The sequence below is a fragment of the Motilimonas thetidivivens genome (genome assembly GCF_046452435.1).
GTDB lineage: Bacteria > Pseudomonadota > Gammaproteobacteria > Enterobacterales > CBDFNC01 > Motilimonas.
The window spans coordinates 97,482-117,336 of sequence record NZ_JBKFDK010000011.1 but is presented as its reverse complement, the minus strand read 5'-3'; the positions used below and the strand labels follow the sequence as shown (position 1 = coordinate 117,336).

The window sequence follows — 19,855 nt, the reverse complement described above, 5'->3', positions numbered from 1 at the left end:
TTAGCCTTCTTGATATAAGCCTAGGTGCTCTTTGGCGTAAGCTTCAAACTCGGTACAGCCGCCAATATGGGTTTGATCTAAAAAGATTTGTGGTACGGTTTCAACCGGCTTACCCACGGTTTTTTCTAGGTCGGCTTTGCTGATGCCTTCCGCATGAATATCTACGTAGCGGAATTTAAAATCATCACGTGATTCGGTTAGGGTCTCGGCTATTTCTTTAGCGCGAACACAATAAGGACAACCAGGACGACCAAAAATAACTGCTAACATAATAATTTCCTTCAGTGATTATCAACTAAGACATAGCATAGAGGAAAAGTTGTGAAGGTGATATTGGTTTATAACAGTTAGTCTGATAGGTGCTAGCTATCAAACTAACTGCAAGGTTAGATATTGTTGAACAGCACCTCTAATCTCAAGGTAATAGATGCTTCATCACGTCTTGGCTCGTCTTCTTCTTTGGGCCACTCAATCGCGGGGGTTATTTCATAGAAAAACCATTTACGCAGAATATTCTGGCGGTAGCGGACAGCTAAGCGTTGATTGGCGAGAAAGCGATAAGGCTGAGTTTTACCATACAAGCTTGCTTCATAAGCTAAGGCGCGCTTATCCGACAGGTATTGATACAAGGTGAGGCCTGTCCCTAGCTCTGAGCCATCAAATTCGGTCGAAAATTTAACGAAGTTATTCCATCGGATTAAAAAGTTTTCATTTAATCTGTGGTCTAAATCGACACTGGTTGTGCTGCCAGTTTCTTTTTTCTTTTGATAAACCTTCTGCGTTAACCGAGCGTAGGTGGCGTCACTGATTGGGTAAGTATAGCGATAGCGCGCTTCGATCCCCGGATGAAAGCTCAGCTTAAAGTTTAAGCTAGAGCGGCCTTTTACAAACCAATCATACTGCAGTCCTAGGGTATTTTTAGTGTCATCGGAACTGCCAGGGAAAAGGTCGGCTACCTTATCATCGGCATCATTATCAAACACGAGCTTGAGGCGTTTAGTCGCTTTAGGTATGTGCACCCGCGCAGAAAGGCGAGTTTTATAGTCAAAACCCTCACCCTCAGTGTATTTAAAGTCGTTATACCAGCGCACCATGGTCCCTGCGCGAGCATCTTCACTGATACGCTCATCAACAAAGAAGTCATCAAACCACAGGGCGGGCTCACACATCTTAGTGTTAAGGTAATCATAGGCCTTATCAAGCATGGTGTTTTCTTGGCTTTCATATTCACATAGGCTTTCGTTTGCCTCTTGCTCTGAATCAGCCGCAAACGCCATGGGCATAAGCAGGGTGGTAAACAATATCAGTGGGTAGAAACTGCGCACAGTAAATCCTTTTTTCATTTTGGCCTCCTTTCTACATCGAGTAGATAAGCCTTTAATACAACGCTATATGCGACGTTGGATGTAGCCTGTTTTGACATCCCTTATTTTTAAGTCGCAATCACATCATCATGCACGGCTTGGCTCCACACTTATGGGCTTGATATGTGATGGAGATGAATAGAGCAACTTATGTTCTATTTATGCAACAGCAGCTCATAAATGGGAGGCGTACATTAAGTATAACTTCAGTTGAGTCTTTGTAAGGAGGAAATGATACTCGAATTTGCATCAAATTGCTGGAATGTAAAATGCATATTTTCTTGTTAGTTAGTGCTTATATGCGGTGCGCAGGGAGGACATGATGAATTTAGCACAGCATGAAAACTCACATATACAACGGTTGCTAATTGCGGGGTTAACCCTAATAAGTCTGTTGATTGAAGGCTGGTTTGCCGACGCTCTGATGATGCTAGCGGTATTACTCTGGCTATGGCTACCCGAACTTCAAAAGCTCAGCAAAGCCAACTGGATCCGTTATAAAGAAAATCTATTTTGGTTACTTCATTAGTTTAGATTGAGTGTTGGAAAGGAAATCGCTTAATCAGCGCTTTATTATTTGCTTTGCATCAGGGTTTGTTTACTCTAAGCCGATAAAATTTGCCATCAGGTAAAAAAATAAAAAGGCACGGGTTTGTTTGACATGTTGTTGCGACCTTTAAGCGTAAAGAGTCGAACAATAGGTCCTGAACAATCAACGCATTTGCCCATGAGATAATGCAGAGGATTTGAGATTGAATGAAATAAAACAGCTGTTAGCGCAAAACAGCGATTGGGCGCAAAAAATTAAAGCCGAAGACCCCACTTTTTTTGAATCCCTAGCAGCCCAGCAAGCTCCAGAATATTTGTGGATAGGTTGCTCCGACAGCCGAGTGCCAGCTAACCAGTTATTGGGCTTATTACCGGGTGACATTTTTGTGCATCGCAATATTGCTAATTTGGTGGTGCATACGGATTTAAATTGTATGTCGGTGATCCAGTATGCGGTGGATGTCCTCAAGGTTAAGCATATTATCGTTACTGGCCATTATGGCTGCGGCGGCATTAAAACCGCGCTGGAAAATACCTCTCACGGTTTAATTGATTATTGGTTACGCAATATTAAAGACACCTATCAAAAGCACCAAGCAAGGTTTGATAAAGCCATGAGCCAAGAGCAGCGAGTGGATTACCTATGTGAGCTTAACGTGATGGAGCAGGTTGCGAATGTTTGCCATACCAGCATAGTGCAAAACGCGTGGCAGCGAGGTCAGCAGCTGACTGTGCATGGTATTGTGTATTCAATTAAAGATGGTTTGCTTAAAGATCTCAATGTGGCAGTGTCGTCAGCAGAGCAATTAGATCATATTTATCAGATTGATCATAGCTGTTAAGTCACCCGCTTATTTGTTATTCCAATTTGCCCTACGCGGGGTTATGAACTAGATGTTGATACAGACGTGTTCTGTATCAATGCCTTCTAGGTCAACAATGAATATCACTTTTGCTCAATGCTCTACCATTTGGATTAATGCTGAGTTAATCAGTTTTGACCCCAATGTGCCGACTAGCTTTGGCACCCAACGAAGTTGCGCGGTCGGTGTGGCCGATGGCTTTATTTGCTGCATTGCGCCAATGTCCGAATTTGATGCCAGTGAGCTGACCCAGCAAACGGTTATTGACTTGCAAGGACGCTGGTTATCTCCCGGCTTGATTGATTGCCATACCCATTTAGTGTTTGCCGGTGATCGCAGTGATGATTACGAATTAATGCAACGCGGTGTACCTTATTTAGATTTGTTAGCCCAAGGGGGTGGCATTTATTCAACGGTACGAGAAACTCGCCAAGCGAGTATGCGTCAATTATTGGACATAGCCCTGCCGAAAGTAAAAAAGTTGATCAAGGAGGGAGTCACTCGCATCGAAATTAAATCGGGTTATGGCCTAGATTTAGAAACCGAAACTAAAATGCTCAAAGTGGCGAAAGCCATCGAAAAAGCCCTACCTATTAGTGTGTCCACCACGTTCATGGGAGCCCATGTCTTTCCGGTTGAGTATCAAGGCAAAGAAGATGCCTATTTAGCGTTACTGTGCCAGCAAATGATCCCAGCCCTCGCGGAGCAAAATCTAATTGATGCGGTAGACATCTTTTGTGATCCAAACGCATTTAGCTTAAGCATGGCTAAGCCAATTTTTGAGGTGGCGAAATTCCATAAACTGCTCATTCGCGCCCACAGTGAGCAGTTTCGTTTATTGCATAGTGCATCGTTGGCCGCATCACATCATGCTAAAGCGGTGGCGCATTTGAACTACCTTGATGAGCATGGTGTCAAAGCCCTTGCAACTTATGACTGCAACGCCATTTTGTTACCCCTAAGCCATTACTATCTGCAAATAAAGCATTTACCCCCGATCGATTTAATGCGCGAATACAAGATTAATCTGGCCATCGCCAGTGATTACAATGCCGGCTCATCGCCGCTCTTGTCGTTATTGCTAGCTGCCAACATGGCGTGTATTCACTTTGGCTTAAGCGCCGAAGAAGCATTCAAAGGCATCACACTCAATGCCGCTAGGGCATTAGGGGTGGAGAAGCTAGAGGGGTCGCTTGAGGTTGGTAAGGTCGCCAATATGGTGGCATGGGATGTTCGTTCACCACGCGATGTCTGCTTGCAGTATGGACTAAATCCCGTTTATCAACGTATTTACCAAGGTAAGGTCACCTAGCCAAAGGATTGTTAGCTGAATATTAGTTGATCTGAGTGGCTATCATTGTTACTTAAGCTGCTAAAATTAATTCAATTTATCAAGATAACCTGCAATGTGAAGGATAATTAAAAATGAAAAAAGTGTTATTAGGTTTGTCTCTGTTAGCGTGTTTACCTGGCTTAGCGCAAGCGGGGGATGCCGAAGCGGGCAAAGCAAAATCAGCTACTTGTGTTGCTTGTCATGGTGAAGCCGGTATCGCTAGTGTGCCTGTTTATCCTAATTTAGCAGGGCAAAATGAGGCGTATTTAGTTTCTTCATTAAAGGCGTATAAAAATAAAGAGCGCACGGGTGGCTTGGCGGCGGTAATGCAAGCCAATGCGGCAGCGTTATCGGATGAAGATATTGCGGATTTAGCTGCTTATTATGCTTCACTAAAATAAGGCGATTATCACCAGCCAACTTTAATCGCAAACCAACTTAGTTTGGCGTTTGGCTGGTTGGCTATTGCCATTAGGGCTATCATAGATATTTTGCTGCGATAGCCCGATGACTTCAGATCCTGTTTCTCCCTCATGTTTCTCCCTTAGCTTTTGGCTAAAGCTTGGCCTAACCTTGCTGCTTTTCGCCGCTAACTCCATTTTTTGCCGTTTAGCGCTGGCTGAAAATTTAATTGCGGCCGGCGAGTTTACGGTTATCAGGCTTAGCTCAGGCGCAATTACCCTCGTTATTTTGGTTTGGCTTAGTCAGGCAAAAGCACAGCCCCAGCAAGCCGGACAAGTTCGCGTTAGCTGGTGGGGAGCCATCTTTTTACTTGTTTATGCCGCTGGCTTTTCATTTGCTTATCTAAGTTTAGGGGCGGGGCTAGGCGCGCTGATTTTGTTTGCTTGGGTTCAAATCACTTTGTTTGTTGCCAGTGTTGTTACTGGGGTTAAGCCAACTATCGGACAATGGCTAGGTATGCTGTTGGCATTGTTGGGGTTGAGTGTTTTATTTTTGCCCGGTAGTGCTTGGCCTGAATTATCGGCTGCGGCATTAATGACGGCGGCAGGCATCGCATGGGGAGCATATACCTTACTCGGTAAGCAAAGTGGGCAGGGTAATGTAGTTTGGCTAAGCCGTCAGCATTTTGGCCGCGCCGCTTTGCTCTCGTTATTACTCGTGCCTTGGTTTAATTGGTCGCAGCCTGTTTCGGGTGTGGGGATCTTACTTGCTTGTCTTTCGGGTGTGGTGGCGTCGGCGCTAGGTTACGCTTTGTGGTACAGCTTATTGACTAAATTGACGGCGGTACAGGCAGGTTTGTATCAATTAACTGTCCCTATCATCGCCTCCATCTTAGGCGTTGTGTTGTTGAGCGAAGCTTGGTCTTGGTCGCTAACGTTGGCGTCAGCTATGGTATTAGGTGGGATTGCGATGGCAATGGTGAGTGCAAAAACTAATCCATCACAATAGTCTAATAACGTTAACTGGTTTACGATTTTGACTTGAACTAAGTTGCTTTTTTAACCGTTTTTATCTTGATGAACTAAAATGAAATGTGGGTGCTAAATGTAGGTACTAAATGTAGATACTACAGAGGGGGCAAAAGCATGGATCTAAGTCGCTTTCATAGTATGGATAGTCATATCCTGTTAAGCATAGTTAATGAACAACTGCGTATTGAGTGTGAAGACCTGGAAGACTTGGTGGGGCAGTTTGATATTCCCAGAGAAGGCCTAGAAGATAAGCTATTGACAATAGGCTACCAGTACGATTTTTTAACCAATCAATTCAAATCTAAGTAGGCCTGCTTTAGTAAAAGTTGGGTTACTGTTAGCAAGGGGCCTAGGCCCCTTAAATTTTATTCGTCATCCGCTTGTGTTTGCTTAGCTAATTGCTGCTCAATTTGCTTGATGCCTTGCTCTATCGCGTCTGCCTTGGCGTAACCTTGTGACAATAAAACCATTCTGTCTTCGGTTGAATAAACCAAAGTAGGGTAGCTAAATACCTGCCACTGTCTTGATAAATGGAAGTCTTGTTCGGTGGCTTCAATCATGGCTTCGCTGTTAAACAGCTCAAGGAAAAAATCAGCATCGAGCCAAGGGGCTGCCAGCTCAGCCAATACCTCGGGCTGGGTAATATCTTTGCTATCAAGATAAAACGCCTTTTGAATGGCCAGTAAGTAGTCAAACTGATGTTTAGGCGCGGCTTCTCCCATCAAGGTCACAGCGCGACAAGCGGGCTCGGTGTCATAAACAAATTGGCCAACCTGTTCAATTAACTTGTTCTCAATTGGTTGACCTGTCATGGCGGTGACTTTTTGCCAATGATGCGCTAATTCTTGCGCCAATTTGTCATCGAGAGGTTGCGCATCTGGGCCTGCACGTAAGCCACCCATTACTAATTCAAACGAATATTGCGCTAGGTTGTTGCGTAGTTTTTCAAACTCGCTACTAAAGCCAAAACACCAGCTACACATGGGATCGGCAATATAGATAATTTTGTTCATGGGGTTAGATAATCTAGTTTAAAGAAGGCGCAGCATAACAAAGCTAGCGCCGAGTCTCTAGGGGATTAGTTGCGCAGTTGCGCTTTTGCCTTTGGCTCTTGTGATGGCAGCAATTTAATTTGATAACCCCAGCCATTCCAGATGTTACCTTCAAAATCTCGAATCGTTACTTCATCTGTGTTTTGGTTAAAAAAAGTAACAATTCCAGCATGTTGGCTTGGTCTACCGGCGACGGAAAAAGCAGCTATTTTACCTATCATGGTCCCCTCCTATGTGTCATACAAGAATCAGTATAGGAGATAAAACTGAGAGAAAAAGTGGCTAAATGCGATAAGTTCTCAAAATGAATGCTAAGTGATTTTGCCCCTACGGCGGCGTCCATATCGGCTCTAGGCTGACAAAATTTCAAGCAAAAAAAAAATTTTTTTTAATTTTTTTTAAACCGGTTGATTTGTATTTTCCGGTATCTTTGTTACCGATTGCGTGCTCTAATTTCGCCAATTATTTAGGAGATCCCGATGACAGCTAGCAACCAACTTACCCCAGATGAATTAATTGATGCCGCCTACGATATTTTTATCGATATGGCAGGTGATAACCTAGATCCGGCGGATATGATTTTATTAGCCGCACAATTTGAAGAGCAGGGCGCTGCTGATTTAGTGGCGGTAGGTTTTGATTGGGATGAGCATGTGGGATTTGAAGTTGACGAAGATGACTATGCGGAAGTGATGGTTGGCCTAGTCGACGAACAAGACGAGTTAAGTGATGTATATGCGCGTTTGCTGATCAGTAAAGATAAAGACGAAAAATTTTGTCATATTCTATGGAAGCAAGCTGATACTGAAGAGTCAGAGTAAAATCACTTTGCTGCAAAAAAGCGCAATATATCACAGCAATTTTGCTTGATTTTTTAGGATGCCAAGCGCACCAAGCCTTGGCATTGAAGCAAGTAAAAAAGCAAAAAAAATTATCAATTTTGACGTCAATCTCAATTAGCTAAATGCTCGCGACATCCTCTTTTACAGTTGATCCAGATCAACGCTTTCTATGGCTTTTTTTCGCCTAATACACAACATCTAGTGTTCCTTGAATCTTTCTAAGCCCACATTTAGTGCGTGGCCTTTTCATAATTAGGAGTTTCTGCTTTGAAACCTGTCGTCATAAAGCGCGATGGCGCGCGTGTGCCTTTTGATCTTAACCGAATTAAAGCTGCCGTATTATGTGCCATGGAAAACGTGCTAGAGCCCGATGAGCGCTATGCCCAAACCATTGCTGAAAATGTGGCTCAAGAGCTTGCTCAGCGCTACGAAGTAGATATCCACGAATTGCAAGATACGGTTGAAAACCAATTGATGGCCAGCGACTACAAAGAAGTGGCGCGTCATTACATTGAATATCGCCATGATCGTGATTCGGTGCGAGAAAAGAAAGGGCGTTTGGCCACGCAAATTCGTGGTTTGGTTGAACAAAGTGACGCGTCTATCCTCAATGAAAATGCCAACAAAGATAGCAAGGTGATCCCCACACAGCGTGACTTATTAGCTGGGATTGTGGCTAAGCACTACGCCACGCGTCATATGTTGCCTAAGGAAATAGTTAAAGCCCATGAAAGCGGTGAAATTCACTATCATGATTTAGATTACGCGCCGTTTTTCCCCATGTTTAACTGTATGCTGATCGATTTAAAAGGCATGCTGACCCACGGCTTTAAAATGGGTAACGCCGAAATTGAAACACCGAAATCCATCGCCACCGCCACCGCTGTGACGGCGCAAATTATCGCCCAAGTGGCCAGCCATATTTATGGCGGCACCACCATTAACCGTATTGATGAAGTACTCGCCCCTTATGTGGAAGCCAGCTACGAGAAAAACGTGGCGCTGGCCAACGAATGGCAAGTGCCCGATGCCGAGGGATTTGCTCGCAGTCGCACCGAAAAAGAGTGCTACGATGCGTTTCAATCATTGGAGTACGAGGTAAACACCTTACACACCGCCAATGGCCAAACGCCGTTTGTGACCTTTGGTTTTGGTTTAGGCACTAGCTGGGCGGCGCGTTTAATACAAACCTCGATTTTGAAAAATCGCATTGCGGGCTTAGGCAAAAATAAGAAAACCGCTATCTTCCCGAAATTGGTGTTTGCCATTAAGGGTGGCTTAAACCACAAGCCGGGCGATCCTAACTACGATATTAAACAATTGGCGCTGGAGTCTGCTTCTAAGCGCATGTATCCCGATATACTAAATTACGAGCAAATCGTGAAAGTCACCGGCTCGTTTAAAACCCCGATGGGTTGTCGCAGCTTTTTAGGCGTGTACGAACAAGACGGTGAGCTGATCCACGAAGGACGCAATAACCTAGGTGTGGTGAGCTTAAACTTGCCGCGCATTGCTATCGAAGCCAAAGGCAGCGAGCGTCGTTTTTACAAGATTTTGGATAAGCGCTTAGCCATCGCTAAGGCGGCATTAGATTCACGTATCAGTCGTTTAGAGGGCGTGAAAGCCCGCGTTGCGCCAATCCTTTATATGGAAGGGGCTTGCGGCGTTCGATTACAGCCAAATGATGATATCAGTGAAATCTTCAAACACGGCCGAGCCTCTATTTCATTGGGCTATATTGGTCTGCATGAAACCGTACAGTCGTTATACGGCACCGATACCCATGTTTATGACAACGATGAATTGCGTGAAAAAGCCTTAAATATCGTGCGCACCTTACGCGCAGCCACCGAACAATGGAAGCAAGAATCTGGTTATGGCTTTAGCCTCTACGCCACCCCAAGTGAGAACTTGTGCAGCCGTTTTTGTAAGTTGGACACCAAATATTTTGGCGTGATTGATGGCGTGACCGATAAGGGCTATTACACCAACAGTTTCCATCTGGACGTGGAAAAGAAAGTAAACCCGTTCGACAAGATAGACTTTGAAATGGCTTACCCCGACATCAGCAACGGCGGCTTTATTTGCTATGGCGAATACCCCAACATGCAGCATAACCTTGAAGCCTTGGAAGACGTGTGGGATTACGCCTTTGAGCGTGTGCCCTATTACGGCACCAACACGCCGATAGATGAATGTTACGAATGTGGTTTTACCGGTGAATTTGACTGTACCAGCAAAGGTTTTACTTGCCCGTCTTGTGGCAACCATAATCCGGCCACGGTATCGGTGACGCGCCGCGTGTGTGGTTATCTTGGCAGCCCAGATGCGCGGCCATTTAACGACGGCAAGCAAGAAGAAGTGCAACGCCGTGTTAAGCACCTGTAAGCCAAGCTAATGCATTATCAAAAGTATTACAGCGTGGATGTCGTCAATGGGCCCGGCACTCGCTGTACCTTGTTTGTGTCGGGTTGCGAGCATGCCTGCAAGGGATGCTATAACCAAGCCACGTGGCGCTGTGATGCGGGCTTGCCATTCGATCAAACCATGGTTGAGACCATTATTAATGATCTTAACGATCCTAGGATCAAGCGCCGTGGTTTGTCCCTTTCTGGCGGCGACCCACTGCACCCCAACAACTTAGAAGCGGTGCTGGATTTACTGCAGCAAGTAAAGGCGCGCACCCAAGGCAAAGATATTTGGTGCTGGACGGGTTATACCTTAAACAACTTAAGCCCTGCGCAGCAAAAAGTGGTCGAGCTGGTGGATGTGCTGATCGACGGCCCATTTGAGCAAGAGCTGGCCGACCCGAGCTTAAAATGGCGCGGCAGCAGTAATCAGATCATTCATACCTTGAGTGAATGAGTTCAGTTGAGTGTCTTAGCAAGCAGCCCAAAATGCTTATTTGGCTGGTGTCCTGTATTCTTCCATTACCGCCACTAGGTTATCTAGCGAAAAGCCGCGGTATTCGATCTGGTAGCCCCTTAGGTTCATCTTTTGTAATAGCTGATGGGCTTTCTCGATTAACTTGGCTTCGCTGTAGCGCTTTTGCTGCCTTTTTACTTCGGCAATCAGCACCTTTTTATCTAAATCATTAACAGCAACGATATCTATCTCGTTGTGGCCTTTGGCATCCCAGAAGCCGCCAATTTTGCCAAATTGTTTAGACTCAACCAAAATCGCGGTGAACAGATTTTCTAGTTCAAGCCCTGAATAGACGTCGAAATCACGCGATATATAGCGTCTGATATAATCGTAGTTTTCCATTTCCACGGCGCTTTTGTTGGCATGAATAAACCTAAACCAGAAGTTTAAGAAGGGATCTGAGATAGCGTAGCGAATATCCCTAGAGTTTTCTTTTGAGCTAATAGGACGCTTTTTGGTGATGACATCAAAAACGTCATCAAGCTTTTCTAGGTGCACGCCAACGCTCATATTTAAGAAATTTTCGATTTTTGCTCGGCTAGTATGGCCTTTGGAGATGGCGCCTAAAATATCAAAATAAACGCGATGCTCAGAGCCAAAATCCTCAACTAATCGATGTGTGCCTTCCTTGATTAAAGGTGAAAACTCTGAGATCACGGCCTCAAATAAGTCCTCACTTTGGGCTGAGAATCTCGTCAGCCATTCTAAATATTTAGGGATCCCCCCAGATAGACACCACCAGCGCAGCATATTCTCAGCAGAAAATTGCTGATGATCTTGCATGACCTCGGCAAGATAAGAGGGTTGTAATGGCTGGATCTTAAAGAAGCGATCGTCACGATTGAATAAGGGTTCATCCTTACCCTTAAAGATCTTGGTCATCATGCTGTAAAGCGAGCCACAGCAAACGAGGTGGATCATGGCGCTGCGTTTATTGCTATCCCATAAATTTTGTATGTCTGAGAACAAACTGGCATTAACAAGCTCTATGTCTTGAAACTCGTCTATGACCACGGTTAAAGGCGCGCTCTTGGTATAATCCAACAGATAATCAATAATGTCCCTAAGGGACTGTGGCTGGAAAAACTTCGCGCCTAGCTCACTTTTGATGATCTCCGCAAACTCAGCCACCAAAGACGCTTCACTTTTTCTGCTGATAAATAGGTAAAGGAATGGCGTCTTGCCACGCTGGAAGGCTTCATTAAGCAAGCGTGTTTTACCCACACGCCGACGGCCAACCATCACACTCAGCTGACCTTTGGTTTCTGTCAGGTTACTTGAAACAGCCTGCAAGGCGTTAAGCTCTGCTTGGCGGTTATAAAATTTATCCATCCTAGGCCACCGTATCACTTCATCATTATCGAATAGGGTAGGGGGTAAAGTAGTTAATGTAAATATTTTTACAGTAACTTTTTTTACAGTAACTATCTTTACAGTAGTTATGATTACCTAACAGATACCTGTTGTAGGAAAGCATCATGGATAACTAATTTGTAAAATGCAGTGCCTTTGCTCCTTGTTACTCACCAATTACCAAGACACGTAGGAGCAGCAGTCATGCTGCGATAAACTCAGGTATCTGGGTCAATGAATGAAAGCTCAGCTTTCATCGAGGTTGCTCTTTAGAAGTTCACTTAATCCAGTACGTAAGCCCAAAGCTAATTACAACAAGTAGAATTGGAATCCATAGTTTTTCTACTCTAAACAAGCTACCTTGTTTTGAAGCCGTTGGCTGTTCAATGAAATCAAGCCCAAGAGCTGTTAACCTTAAGTTTTGATATTCAAAATCAGTCGGTGATGAAGATGAAGTAATATCCTCTCCATAAACCAGTCCCCTTTCAAAAAGATCTTTAACGATGTAACAGTCAACTCCAGAAGAGTTACAGTTAGGGTTGTTTTGAATATAAATAAGTACATCGCGTACATTCGACATTGGATACCTCTGGCAGCTTCTTAGATACCATAATGGGGTGATAAGGCCCCCCAAAAAGGTTTACCTCAATATTCACACTATTTTTATATAAGGTAAACAGTGTGTTACCTATTAATTGTCAGTATGCTAAGTCTACAAAACTTTGTAGTACTGCACATCCAATCATTTGCTATCAATAACGACCCTATCACCATGACTTGGCGGTGTAGAAATCACGATAAAATGTAAATCGACTTGGCCTAGGTTGCTTAACTGATGGGGTGTATTACTGGGTACATGAAGCCCTTGCTGGGCGGTTAGTTGATGCGTTTCACCGTTAACTTCTAACGTTGCACAACCCGACAGCACATAGAAAAATTGCTCTGCGTGTTGATGCAGATGGCGTATCTCACAGCCGCCGGGTGGCACCCGCTCTTGGATAACGCTTAAGGCTTGGGATTTAACAAGATGCCAACCATCACACTCTTCACCCCAGTGATAATGCTCGGCGTTTTGTTTTGAAATAACGGTCATGTTGCTCCCTAGGCATAACAGCAAACTAGCTTAATCCATGCTAGCTGCATAAAATACCGAGAATATTTGATAAAGGGAATGCCTTATGTTTAGCCAAGTGATTGAGTTAATTGATCAAGCCAATAGCCAAGATCCTAACCAAGAAGAGTGTGACGGTAAAAATTGGCCAAAAGAGCTACTGTATTCACAGCGTATGACTGAGATGCTGTTGCGCTTTGCTCCGGACGCCGATGAGTTAATGCAAATTGCGGTACGGGCGCAGCATATTAAGCGCTGGTGTTCGCCGCGCAGCGATTTTCCGATGAACAAGCAAGGCTATCATCAATGGCGCAGTGCCTTGTATCTGTTTCACGCCGACGCGGTAACCGAGCTGATGCAGCAGGTAGGCTATGATGACGCGGCGCGTGAGCGCGTTTATGCCGCCGTGGCGAAAAAGCAAATCAAGAAAAACCCCGATAGCCAGTTGGTGGAAGACGTCGCTAGCTTAGTATTTATTGAGCATTACATGCTGGCGTTTGCTGCGACCAAGCCTGATTATGATGAGCAAAAATGGATCGGCATTTTACAGCGCACGTGGAAAAAAATGTCGCCGCAGGCCCATGAATTTGTGCTGGCCGGTAATATCACCCTACCAGAGCCCTTGGTTCCGCTGATCGAAAAGGCGTTAGCAGATCAGTAAGCAGTTTTTTGTCTATTTTGCTTCAACCAAGCCATGCCTAGCATGGCTTGGTTAATTACCTTTCTTAGATTAATTAAAATATCTCCTTGACCTATGTGTTACACCTAGGTTGTATGCTTAAATCATCTTGAATTAGCTAGATGGAGATACATCATGCTTACCAATGAAATTGCCCGTGCGGCGTGTGTCACGGCTGAAACCGTGCGCTTTTATACCCGCAAGGGGCTGCTGAGTGCCAGTAAAGACCCTAACAATGGTTATAAGCGCTACGACAGCGCGGCGTTAGAGCGACTGATTTTTATCAACCATGCGCGCGGCATTGGATTTAGTTTGCAGGAAATCGCAGAGATCATTGATTACTCGCAACGTGAGGATTCGCCTTGCCCTAAAGTCAGGCAAATGCTCAGCGATAAAATCGCCGACACCAAGGACAAAATCGCTCAGCTGCAGCATCATCTTCATTTAATGGAAACCACCTTTGCCGATTGGGCCACTCAACCTGACATGGCGCCAAACGGTCAAGCGATTTGTTGTTTGATTGCCAATTGGTCACAGCAGAGCGATGAGCGTAAAACACAGGAGCCAAATCATGACCAATAATCCCATGGCGATTACGTTGGCAGGCGTGAATTGCATGAAATGCGTGAATAAAATCCGCAGTGCACTCAGTGAGCGCGACGTGGATGTTGAACTAACGGTGGATGCAACGAAAACCTTTGCCGTGGTGCGAACGGGATTAAATCAAGACGATGTTCTCTATATCATCAATGAGGCGGGCTACCAAGCTCAGTTAGCCTCCTCGCAGCACTATGAAACTAATACCGCCAAGGTTTCGTGCCAGTCTTGTGTCAACAAAATTACCAAGCGGATCTTACAAGACGATCCATCGGCTCAAGTTCAGCTGGATATTCAAGCGCAGCATTTAACGCTACAGAGTCATTTAAGTCATGGTTATGTGGAGCAGATCCTCGCTGAGCAGGGTTATCAGCAGCAACAGCAACAAGCGGCGACAATTAAAGCGGTTTGCCCCGCCAAGCCCGTCGTCAAGGAAGAGGCGCCTGTAAAAGTCGCGTCTGAGCCTTCAGTGAATCCGCAAACCGTCAACTTGTCTTTAATCGGCGTCACCTGTGCCAGCTGCGTGAATAGCATAGAAAAAGCGCTGCATGCCTTACCTGAGGTTAACTCTGGCTCTGTCAGCATTAACTTTGCCAACCGCACGGCCAGTATCACTTCCATTTATGATTCCAATACCTTGATCAAGGCGATCCAAGGGGCGGGATATGACGGCAAAGTCATCTTAGATAGTGACGTGGCCGAGCAAGAAAAAGAAGCCCGTGAGGCCAAAGAATATCGCAGTAAAATCAAGCAAAGCTGGATAGGACTAGGGCTAGGTATTCCGCTGATGCTATATGGTTTATGGGGTGGGTCGATGCAAGTGAATACCACCAGCGAACAGCTTAGCTGGCTGGTGGTGGGCGTGGTAACTGGCTTGATCTTATGGCACAGCGGCAAACACTTTTTTACCGGCGCATGGCGTGCGTTTACTGCGCGAAACGCCACCATGGACACCTTAATTGCGCTGGGCACCGGCACGGCGTGGCTGTATTCGATGCTGGTGGTGTTAGCGCCGGAGTGGCTGCCAAGCAGTGGCCGTCACTTGTATTTTGAAGCAACGGCGATGATTTTAGGTTTGATTAATCTAGGTCAGGCCTTAGAGCTAAAAGCAAGGGGGCGCACCTCGCAGGCGATTAAACGCTTATTGGATTTACGGGTAAAAACCGCTCGGGTACTCCGCAATGGTGAAGAAGTTTCACTCCCGGTAGAGCAAGTCATTATTGGTGATTTAGTGCGAGTACGCGCTGGCGAAAAACTCCCCGTGGATGGCGTTGTGATCGAGGGGGAAACCAGCATAGATGAAGCCATGTTGACCGGTGAGCCTATCCCTGTTGCTAAGCAAGTGGGTGACAAGGTTGCCGCGGGCACGGTGAACGGCTCGGGCAGTATTGTACTTGAGGCTAAGCAAGTCGGCAGCGAAACCGTGCTGGCGCAAATCATTAATATGGTGAGCCAAGCGCAAAATTCTAAGCCGCCCATTAGTCATTTGGCCGATCGCGTGTCAGCGATCTTTGTGCCTAGCGTGATGATCATTGCCATTCTCACCGCATTGGCTTGGTACAATTTTGGCCCTGCGCCCAGTTTGGTTTATATGCTAGTGACGGCAACGGCGGTGCTGATCATCGCTTGCCCTTGCGCATTGGGCTTAGCCACCCCCATCTCGACCATGATAGGCGTGGGCAAAGCGGCGGAATTTGGCGGCTTAATTCGCCATGGTGACGCCTTGCAGCGTGCCAGCGAAATCAATGTAATGGTACTGGATAAGACTGGCACCATTACCCAAGGCAAACCTAAGGTCACGGCGTATCATGGTTTTTCTCAAGATAAGCCACTGCTAGACATTGTTACCGCTGTGGAGCAAGGGGCGAATCATCCCTTAGCGCAGGCCTTGTTGGAGTATGCGGATAACGCAAAAACCAAGGCTGACTCGGTCACCGTCACTGACTTTACCTCATTAACGGGTCTTGGCGTGCAAGCGAGTTATCAAGGCCAGCGGGTGTTATTGGGCAATGAGCAGTTGATGGCGCAATTTGACATTGATTGTGGTGAAGCCTTATCTAAAGTGCAACAGCAAGCCAGCACCTTGGTCTTTTTAGCCTTAGGTTATCAAGTAGCAGCGGTTTTTGCCATAAATGATCCGATACGTGAAGACGCAATATCGGCGATTGAGCGCTTTCATCAACAAGGCATTGAAGTGGTGATGTTAACCGGTGATAACGCGGCCACGGCGGCAGTTGTAGCCAAGCAAACGGGCATAGATGCTTTTCACGCTAATCAGTTGCCTCAAGATAAACTGGATTGGATCAAGCGTTTGCAAGCCCAAGGTAAGGTGGTGGGCATGGTTGGCGATGGCATTAACGATGCGCCCGCTCTGGCACAGGCTGATGTGGGCTTTGCCATTGGCGCAGGGACCGATGTGGCTATTGAAAGCGCCGATATCACCTTAATGCGCAGTTCGCTGCATGGCATTTCCGATGTAATAGCCATCAGTAGCGCCACCATGACCAATATTAAGCAAAACCTGTGGGGCGCATTTATTTACAACTCGCTGGGTATTCCCATTGCGGCGGGCTTGTTGTTTCCATTTACCGGTTGGTTACTTAGCCCAATCATAGCCGGTGCGGCGATGTCTTTATCGTCGGTAACGGTGGTAAGTAATGCCAATCGACTACGTTGGTTTTCCCCTAATACAAAACAATTAGCACAATAATAGGAGCATGAATATGTGGGTTAATTTGCTAGGCATAGCGATGATTATTTTGATTGTCTGGTGGTTTTGGGGCAAGTAAGAGTGGGTAGGTCTGTTATCTAACTGTCATAAAAATGTCTTATTATGCGCCATTTGGCTTTTCTAGGTTGTGGTAAAAATGAAAGCTGTTATCGAGATCTTTACTTCCTTTTTCTTACTTGGGCTGCACTCTTTCGGCGGCCCCGCTGCGCACATAGGTTATTTTAAAAAGGCCTTTGTGGATGAAAAAAAATGGTTGAGTGACCAAGATTATCAAGGGCTGGTGGCGCTCAGTCAGATGTTGCCGGGGCCGGGCTCAAGTCAAGTGGGCTTTGCCCTTGGCCTAAAACGGGCGGGATTGGCAGGCGGCATAGCCGCTTTTTTGGGTTTTACCTTACCTTCCTTTCTATTGTTATTTGGCTTAGCGCTATATAGCCAAGGGCAACAGCCTGATTGGCTACAAGCCGTTATTCATGGCTTAAAACTGCTTGCCGTGGTGGTGGTGGTGGATGCGGTGCTTAATATGTATCGCAGCTTTTGTCAGACGCGTTTGCTAACTGCGATGGCGGTGTTCAGTGCCGCAGCTTTGTTACTGTTACCCGGTGTCTTAACCCAGTTTGCTGTATTTATCGTGGCGGGGGCAGTATGTTTAATATGGCACAAAACAGCGCTGACTAATGCGGGCGACAGTGGTGCTATGAAGATCAGAGTTTGGCCGTTAGGGCTGTTTCTCGTGTTATTTTTGGCCCTGCCGTGGCTGGCTCAGTTTGGCAGTAGTTGGGCCCTGTTTAACGATTTTTATCAAGCGGGCAGTTTAGTGTTTGGCGGCGGTCATGTGGTGTTGCCATTACTTGAACAAGGCCTGCAAGGGCAAGTGAGCCAAGATACCTTTTTATTTGGCTATGCCGTCGCGCAAGCTGTGCCGGGGCCTATGTTTAGCTTGGCTGCATTTTTGGGTGCGTATTTAGAACTTTCGCCATTTTGGGGCGCGTTACTGGCCACTTTAGCGATCTTTTTACCCGGCTTGTTGTTGGTGCTGGCGTTTTTACAAAGCTGGCAGCAACTCTCTCTTAAACCTTGGTTTGCCAGTGCCAGTGCGGGCATTAATGCTGCTGTGGTGGGGCTATTGCTAGCAGCCTTGTATCAGCCTGTATTTACTAGCGCTGTGCAGGGACCTATTGATATGGTAGGGGTAATGATAGGTTTGTTTTTACTGCGGATCATTAAGCTTAAAGTGCTATGGTTAGTATTATTGGCGCTGTTGTGGAGTGGCATAGGGTATCAGTTTTTTGGTCTAGTTTAATAAACAAACAAAGCGTTAACTATGGACCAGCCGAATATTGATGCGCGTGATTTTGACCAACAGCAATTTAAAGATAGCTGCCTAATTGAGTGAGTAGTTTGAAGCAAGTAAGTCGTGATTATTTGATATTGGCTTTAGTGGTTAATATCGTCATTGTGGTAGCGGGAATTATTTCCCGTCCTATTTTGCCACTTGATGAAACGAGATACATTTCTGTTGCATGGGAGATGTGGTCAAATGGCGAATGGTTAGTCCCGCATATTAATGGGGAAACATATTCTCATAAACCGCCGCTGCTGTTTTGGCTGCATGGCTTAATTTGGAGCTTATTCGGCACCGGAGAGTGGGTTTCTCGCTTGGTTGTTCCCGTTTTTGTTATGTTGAACCTCATTCTTGTGCGTAAGTTAGCACAGGCTATTTACCCAGAAAGCAAAATAGCATCTGCCATCTCACCGTTAATATTACTTAGCTTCGTCATTTGGTTTCTCTACTCCGGCATGATTATGTTTGATCTGATTCTGACTGTCTTTTGCCAAGGTGTATTGTTAGCTCAATTGTATTTTTTGCGTACTCAACAAAAGCGTTGGGTATGGTTTGGCGGGGGAGCATTAGGTTTAGCCTTATTGACTAAGGGACCTGTGATTCTGGTTTTTTTTGTTTCCTTTACCATTTGTTCCATTTTTTGGCGCAGTGAATCTCAGTTACGTTTACGTGAAGTCGTTATTGCGGCTAGTTCCATGTTTGCCATTGCTCTCGTGGTCATTGCTGCGTGGGCTGTGCCTGCCGCCATCAGTGGTGGTGATGAATATGCGCGCGCTATTTTTTGGGGGCAATCGGTTGGGCGTGTTAAAGATTCATTTGCTCATGCTCGTCCGTTTTATTGGTATGTACTGTTGTTACCTGCCATGTTGTTTCCTTGGTTTTTCTTGTCGGGTTTTTGGCGCAGTAAGCCTTGGCAGCTGACTGATCGTAGCGATAAATTGTGCTTATCCTTCATTGCTTTGGTTTTGTTTGTGTTTAGCTGCTTTAGTGGCAAGCAACCGCATTACTTATTGCCCATGCTGCCGGTATTGGCTGTGTGGTTAAGTGCTAAGCTTGAGATCGATCTGTTTGAGCGTGAACCCGTTGTGGTTGGCTTTATTGCCTTGATTTGTGCCACTATGTTGAGTGCGCCTTGGTGGGTTGGTAGTGTGTTTAAGCGTGCGGATGTGCTTGAAGTGAATTGGCTTTGGCTGATAGTCCCTGTGATAATGCTAGTCTTAGTGAGTATCAGGCAGTGTTTCTCTCATCATAGGCTAGCATTAAACTTGGTCGCGGTGTTGGTTAGTTTGTCAGCGGCCGTAGGCTCTGTCTCACCTATCCTTCATAACCTGTATGATGTGACAAGAGAGTCGAAAATTATCTCACAATTACAACAGCAAGGTGAGCAAGTGGCCTATATGGGGAAATACCATAATACCTTTGCCTTTGCTGGCAAGCTGACTTACCCATTGGTTGAGGTGCGCTCTGACGCCGAGCTAGAGCAGTATGTGACGAGCACTAAGGGATATACCATCTTGGTTAAGAAAAAAGTCGATCAAGCGCTTCAAGGTATCGCACATTATGAAACGCCATATCGAGGGCGTCGTTTGTTGATTATTGAAAATGCGCAATTGGTTTCATATCTGGCTGAAAACAAGCGTTAATTATTCTGTTTTAGTCAGTATTTACTTTTGACAACAGC

General features: G+C 45.6%; 21 protein-coding genes. 14 read left to right on the top strand and 7 right to left on the bottom strand.

From position 1 onward, the window contains the following. Together ACK8OT_RS10430 and ACK8OT_RS10425 are read right to left on the bottom strand one after the other, a co-directional pair. Nucleotides 1-270 carry a GrxA family glutaredoxin gene (locus ACK8OT_RS10430; protein WP_410196453.1) on the bottom strand — a complete coding sequence of 90 codons (270 nt, stop codon included), beginning with the start codon at nt 268-270 and terminating at the stop codon, nt 1-3. A 116-nt stretch (nt 271-386) separates the two neighbouring features. Beyond that, a complete protein-coding gene (locus ACK8OT_RS10425) occupies nt 387-1,343 on the bottom strand; it encodes a hypothetical protein (protein ID WP_410196452.1) in 957 nt (318 codons plus the stop codon). A 340-nt stretch (nt 1,344-1,683) separates the two neighbouring features. Here ACK8OT_RS10425 and ACK8OT_RS10420 point away from each other — a divergent pair, with 340 nt between their 5' ends. The 6 genes from ACK8OT_RS10420 to ACK8OT_RS10395 all read left to right on the top strand — a co-directional run bounded on the left by ACK8OT_RS10420 (nt 1,684) and on the right by ACK8OT_RS10395 (nt 5,851). Then, nucleotides 1,684-1,893 (top strand): hypothetical protein, encoded by a 210-nt coding sequence (locus tag ACK8OT_RS10420; RefSeq protein WP_410196451.1) that lies wholly within the window; start codon nt 1,684-1,686, stop codon nt 1,891-1,893. Between the two features lie 223 nt (nt 1,894-2,116). Next, on the top strand, nt 2,117-2,755 hold the full coding sequence (gene can / locus ACK8OT_RS10415) for a carbonate dehydratase (RefSeq protein WP_410196450.1): 639 nt from the start codon (nt 2,117-2,119) through the stop codon (nt 2,753-2,755). Between the two features lie 97 nt (nt 2,756-2,852). Continuing rightward, complete coding sequence (hutI, locus tag ACK8OT_RS10410; RefSeq protein WP_410196449.1) at nt 2,853-4,088, top strand: imidazolonepropionase; 1,236 nt, start codon at nt 2,853-2,855, stop codon at nt 4,086-4,088. 113 nt (nt 4,089-4,201) lie between these two features. After that, nucleotides 4,202-4,510 (top strand): c-type cytochrome, encoded by a 309-nt coding sequence (locus tag ACK8OT_RS10405; protein ID WP_410196448.1) that lies wholly within the window; start codon nt 4,202-4,204, stop codon nt 4,508-4,510. 106 nt (nt 4,511-4,616) lie between these two features. After that, complete coding sequence (locus ACK8OT_RS10400) at nt 4,617-5,519, top strand: DMT family transporter (protein ID WP_410196447.1); 903 nt, start codon at nt 4,617-4,619, stop codon at nt 5,517-5,519. Nucleotides 5,520-5,656: 137 nt separating this feature from the next. Then, nucleotides 5,657-5,851, top strand: a complete 195-nt coding sequence (locus tag ACK8OT_RS10395; protein WP_410196446.1) for a DUF4250 domain-containing protein — start codon at nt 5,657-5,659, stop codon at nt 5,849-5,851. A 56-nt stretch (nt 5,852-5,907) separates the two neighbouring features. Here ACK8OT_RS10395 and ACK8OT_RS10390 read toward each other — a convergent pair whose 3' ends face one another. Then, nucleotides 5,908-6,555, bottom strand: a complete 648-nt coding sequence (locus tag ACK8OT_RS10390; RefSeq protein ID WP_410196445.1) for a DsbA family protein — start codon at nt 6,553-6,555, stop codon at nt 5,908-5,910. 65 nt (nt 6,556-6,620) lie between these two features. Next, entirely contained in the window at nt 6,621-6,815 is a 195-nt protein-coding gene (locus ACK8OT_RS10385) for a hypothetical protein (protein ID WP_410196444.1), read from the bottom strand. A 258-nt stretch (nt 6,816-7,073) separates the two neighbouring features. On the opposite strand from ACK8OT_RS10385, the gene ACK8OT_RS10380 reads away from it, so the two are divergent. The 3 genes from ACK8OT_RS10380 to nrdG all read left to right on the top strand — a co-directional run bounded on the left by ACK8OT_RS10380 (nt 7,074) and on the right by nrdG (nt 10,301). Continuing rightward, nucleotides 7,074-7,415 (top strand): HI1450 family dsDNA-mimic protein, encoded by a 342-nt coding sequence (locus tag ACK8OT_RS10380; protein WP_410196443.1) that lies wholly within the window; start codon nt 7,074-7,076, stop codon nt 7,413-7,415. A gap of 288 nt (nt 7,416-7,703) precedes the next feature. Beyond that, the gene (gene nrdD, locus ACK8OT_RS10375; RefSeq protein WP_410196442.1) at nt 7,704-9,824 is read left to right on the top strand and encodes an anaerobic ribonucleoside-triphosphate reductase; all 2,121 of its coding nucleotides are present in this window, start codon (nt 7,704-7,706) and stop codon (nt 9,822-9,824) included. A gap of 9 nt (nt 9,825-9,833) precedes the next feature. After that, entirely contained in the window at nt 9,834-10,301 is a 468-nt protein-coding gene (gene nrdG / locus ACK8OT_RS10370; RefSeq protein ID WP_410196441.1) for an anaerobic ribonucleoside-triphosphate reductase-activating protein, read from the top strand. Between the two features lie 36 nt (nt 10,302-10,337). Here the strand turns inward: nrdG and ACK8OT_RS10365 are convergent, their stop codons facing one another. From ACK8OT_RS10365 to ACK8OT_RS10355, 3 genes are all read right to left on the bottom strand, one after another. Continuing rightward, nucleotides 10,338-11,693, bottom strand: coding sequence for an ATP-binding protein (locus ACK8OT_RS10365; protein WP_410196440.1), 1,356 nt, complete (start codon nt 11,691-11,693; stop codon nt 10,338-10,340). 298 nt (nt 11,694-11,991) lie between these two features. Beyond that, nucleotides 11,992-12,294, bottom strand: coding sequence for a hypothetical protein (locus ACK8OT_RS10360; protein ID WP_410196439.1), 303 nt, complete (start codon nt 12,292-12,294; stop codon nt 11,992-11,994). Between the two features lie 162 nt (nt 12,295-12,456). Next, nucleotides 12,457-12,807 carry a cupin domain-containing protein gene (locus ACK8OT_RS10355; RefSeq protein WP_410196438.1) on the bottom strand — a complete coding sequence of 117 codons (351 nt, stop codon included), beginning with the start codon at nt 12,805-12,807 and terminating at the stop codon, nt 12,457-12,459. 85 nt (nt 12,808-12,892) lie between these two features. Here ACK8OT_RS10355 and ACK8OT_RS10350 point away from each other — a divergent pair, with 85 nt between their 5' ends. The 5 genes from ACK8OT_RS10350 (at nt 12,893) to ACK8OT_RS10330 (ending at nt 19,817) form a co-directional block, all read left to right on the top strand. Next, complete coding sequence (locus ACK8OT_RS10350) at nt 12,893-13,486, top strand: DUF4202 domain-containing protein (RefSeq protein WP_410196437.1); 594 nt, start codon at nt 12,893-12,895, stop codon at nt 13,484-13,486. A gap of 153 nt (nt 13,487-13,639) precedes the next feature. Then, nucleotides 13,640-14,086, top strand: coding sequence for a MerR family DNA-binding protein (locus ACK8OT_RS10345; protein ID WP_410196436.1), 447 nt, complete (start codon nt 13,640-13,642; stop codon nt 14,084-14,086). Next, nucleotides 14,076-16,811 carry a heavy metal translocating P-type ATPase gene (locus ACK8OT_RS10340; protein ID WP_410196435.1) on the top strand — a complete coding sequence of 912 codons (2,736 nt, stop codon included), beginning with the start codon at nt 14,076-14,078 and terminating at the stop codon, nt 16,809-16,811. Before ACK8OT_RS10345 ends, ACK8OT_RS10340 begins: the two co-directional genes overlap by 11 nt. 157 nt (nt 16,812-16,968) lie before the next feature. After that, nucleotides 16,969-18,132: a chromate efflux transporter gene (chrA, locus tag ACK8OT_RS10335; protein WP_410196434.1), complete on the top strand. Its 1,164-nt coding sequence runs from the start codon at nt 16,969-16,971 to the stop codon at nt 18,130-18,132. A gap of 98 nt (nt 18,133-18,230) precedes the next feature. Then, nucleotides 18,231-19,817: an ArnT family glycosyltransferase gene (locus ACK8OT_RS10330; protein WP_410196433.1), complete on the top strand. Its 1,587-nt coding sequence runs from the start codon at nt 18,231-18,233 to the stop codon at nt 19,815-19,817. Nucleotides 19,818-19,855 lie beyond the last annotated feature (38 nt).

Coding starts and splice junctions, on each gene's coding strand:
- ACK8OT_RS10430 (WP_410196453.1), bottom strand. CDS start 270: ATGTTAGCAGTTATTTTTGGTCGTCCTGGTTGTCCTTATTGTGTTCGC.
- ACK8OT_RS10425 (WP_410196452.1), bottom strand. CDS start 1,343: ATGAAAAAAGGATTTACTGTGCGCAGTTTCTACCCACTGATATTGTTT.
- ACK8OT_RS10420 (WP_410196451.1), top strand. CDS start 1,684: ATGATGAATTTAGCACAGCATGAAAACTCACATATACAACGGTTGCTA.
- hutI (WP_410196449.1), top strand. CDS start 2,853: ATGAATATCACTTTTGCTCAATGCTCTACCATTTGGATTAATGCTGAG.
- ACK8OT_RS10405 (WP_410196448.1), top strand. CDS start 4,202: ATGAAAAAAGTGTTATTAGGTTTGTCTCTGTTAGCGTGTTTACCTGGC.
- ACK8OT_RS10400 (WP_410196447.1), top strand. CDS start 4,617: ATGACTTCAGATCCTGTTTCTCCCTCATGTTTCTCCCTTAGCTTTTGG.
- ACK8OT_RS10395 (WP_410196446.1), top strand. CDS start 5,657: ATGGATCTAAGTCGCTTTCATAGTATGGATAGTCATATCCTGTTAAGC.
- ACK8OT_RS10390 (WP_410196445.1), bottom strand. CDS start 6,555: ATGAACAAAATTATCTATATTGCCGATCCCATGTGTAGCTGGTGTTTT.
- ACK8OT_RS10385 (WP_410196444.1), bottom strand. CDS start 6,815: ATGATAGGTAAAATAGCTGCTTTTTCCGTCGCCGGTAGACCAAGCCAA.
- ACK8OT_RS10380 (WP_410196443.1), top strand. CDS start 7,074: ATGACAGCTAGCAACCAACTTACCCCAGATGAATTAATTGATGCCGCC.
- nrdG (WP_410196441.1), top strand. CDS start 9,834: ATGCATTATCAAAAGTATTACAGCGTGGATGTCGTCAATGGGCCCGGC.
- ACK8OT_RS10365 (WP_410196440.1), bottom strand. CDS start 11,693: ATGGATAAATTTTATAACCGCCAAGCAGAGCTTAACGCCTTGCAGGCT.
- ACK8OT_RS10360 (WP_410196439.1), bottom strand. CDS start 12,294: ATGTCGAATGTACGCGATGTACTTATTTATATTCAAAACAACCCTAAC.
- ACK8OT_RS10355 (WP_410196438.1), bottom strand. CDS start 12,807: ATGACCGTTATTTCAAAACAAAACGCCGAGCATTATCACTGGGGTGAA.
- ACK8OT_RS10350 (WP_410196437.1), top strand. CDS start 12,893: ATGTTTAGCCAAGTGATTGAGTTAATTGATCAAGCCAATAGCCAAGAT.
- ACK8OT_RS10345 (WP_410196436.1), top strand. CDS start 13,640: ATGCTTACCAATGAAATTGCCCGTGCGGCGTGTGTCACGGCTGAAACC.
- ACK8OT_RS10340 (WP_410196435.1), top strand. CDS start 14,076: ATGACCAATAATCCCATGGCGATTACGTTGGCAGGCGTGAATTGCATG.
- chrA (WP_410196434.1), top strand. CDS start 16,969: ATGAAAGCTGTTATCGAGATCTTTACTTCCTTTTTCTTACTTGGGCTG.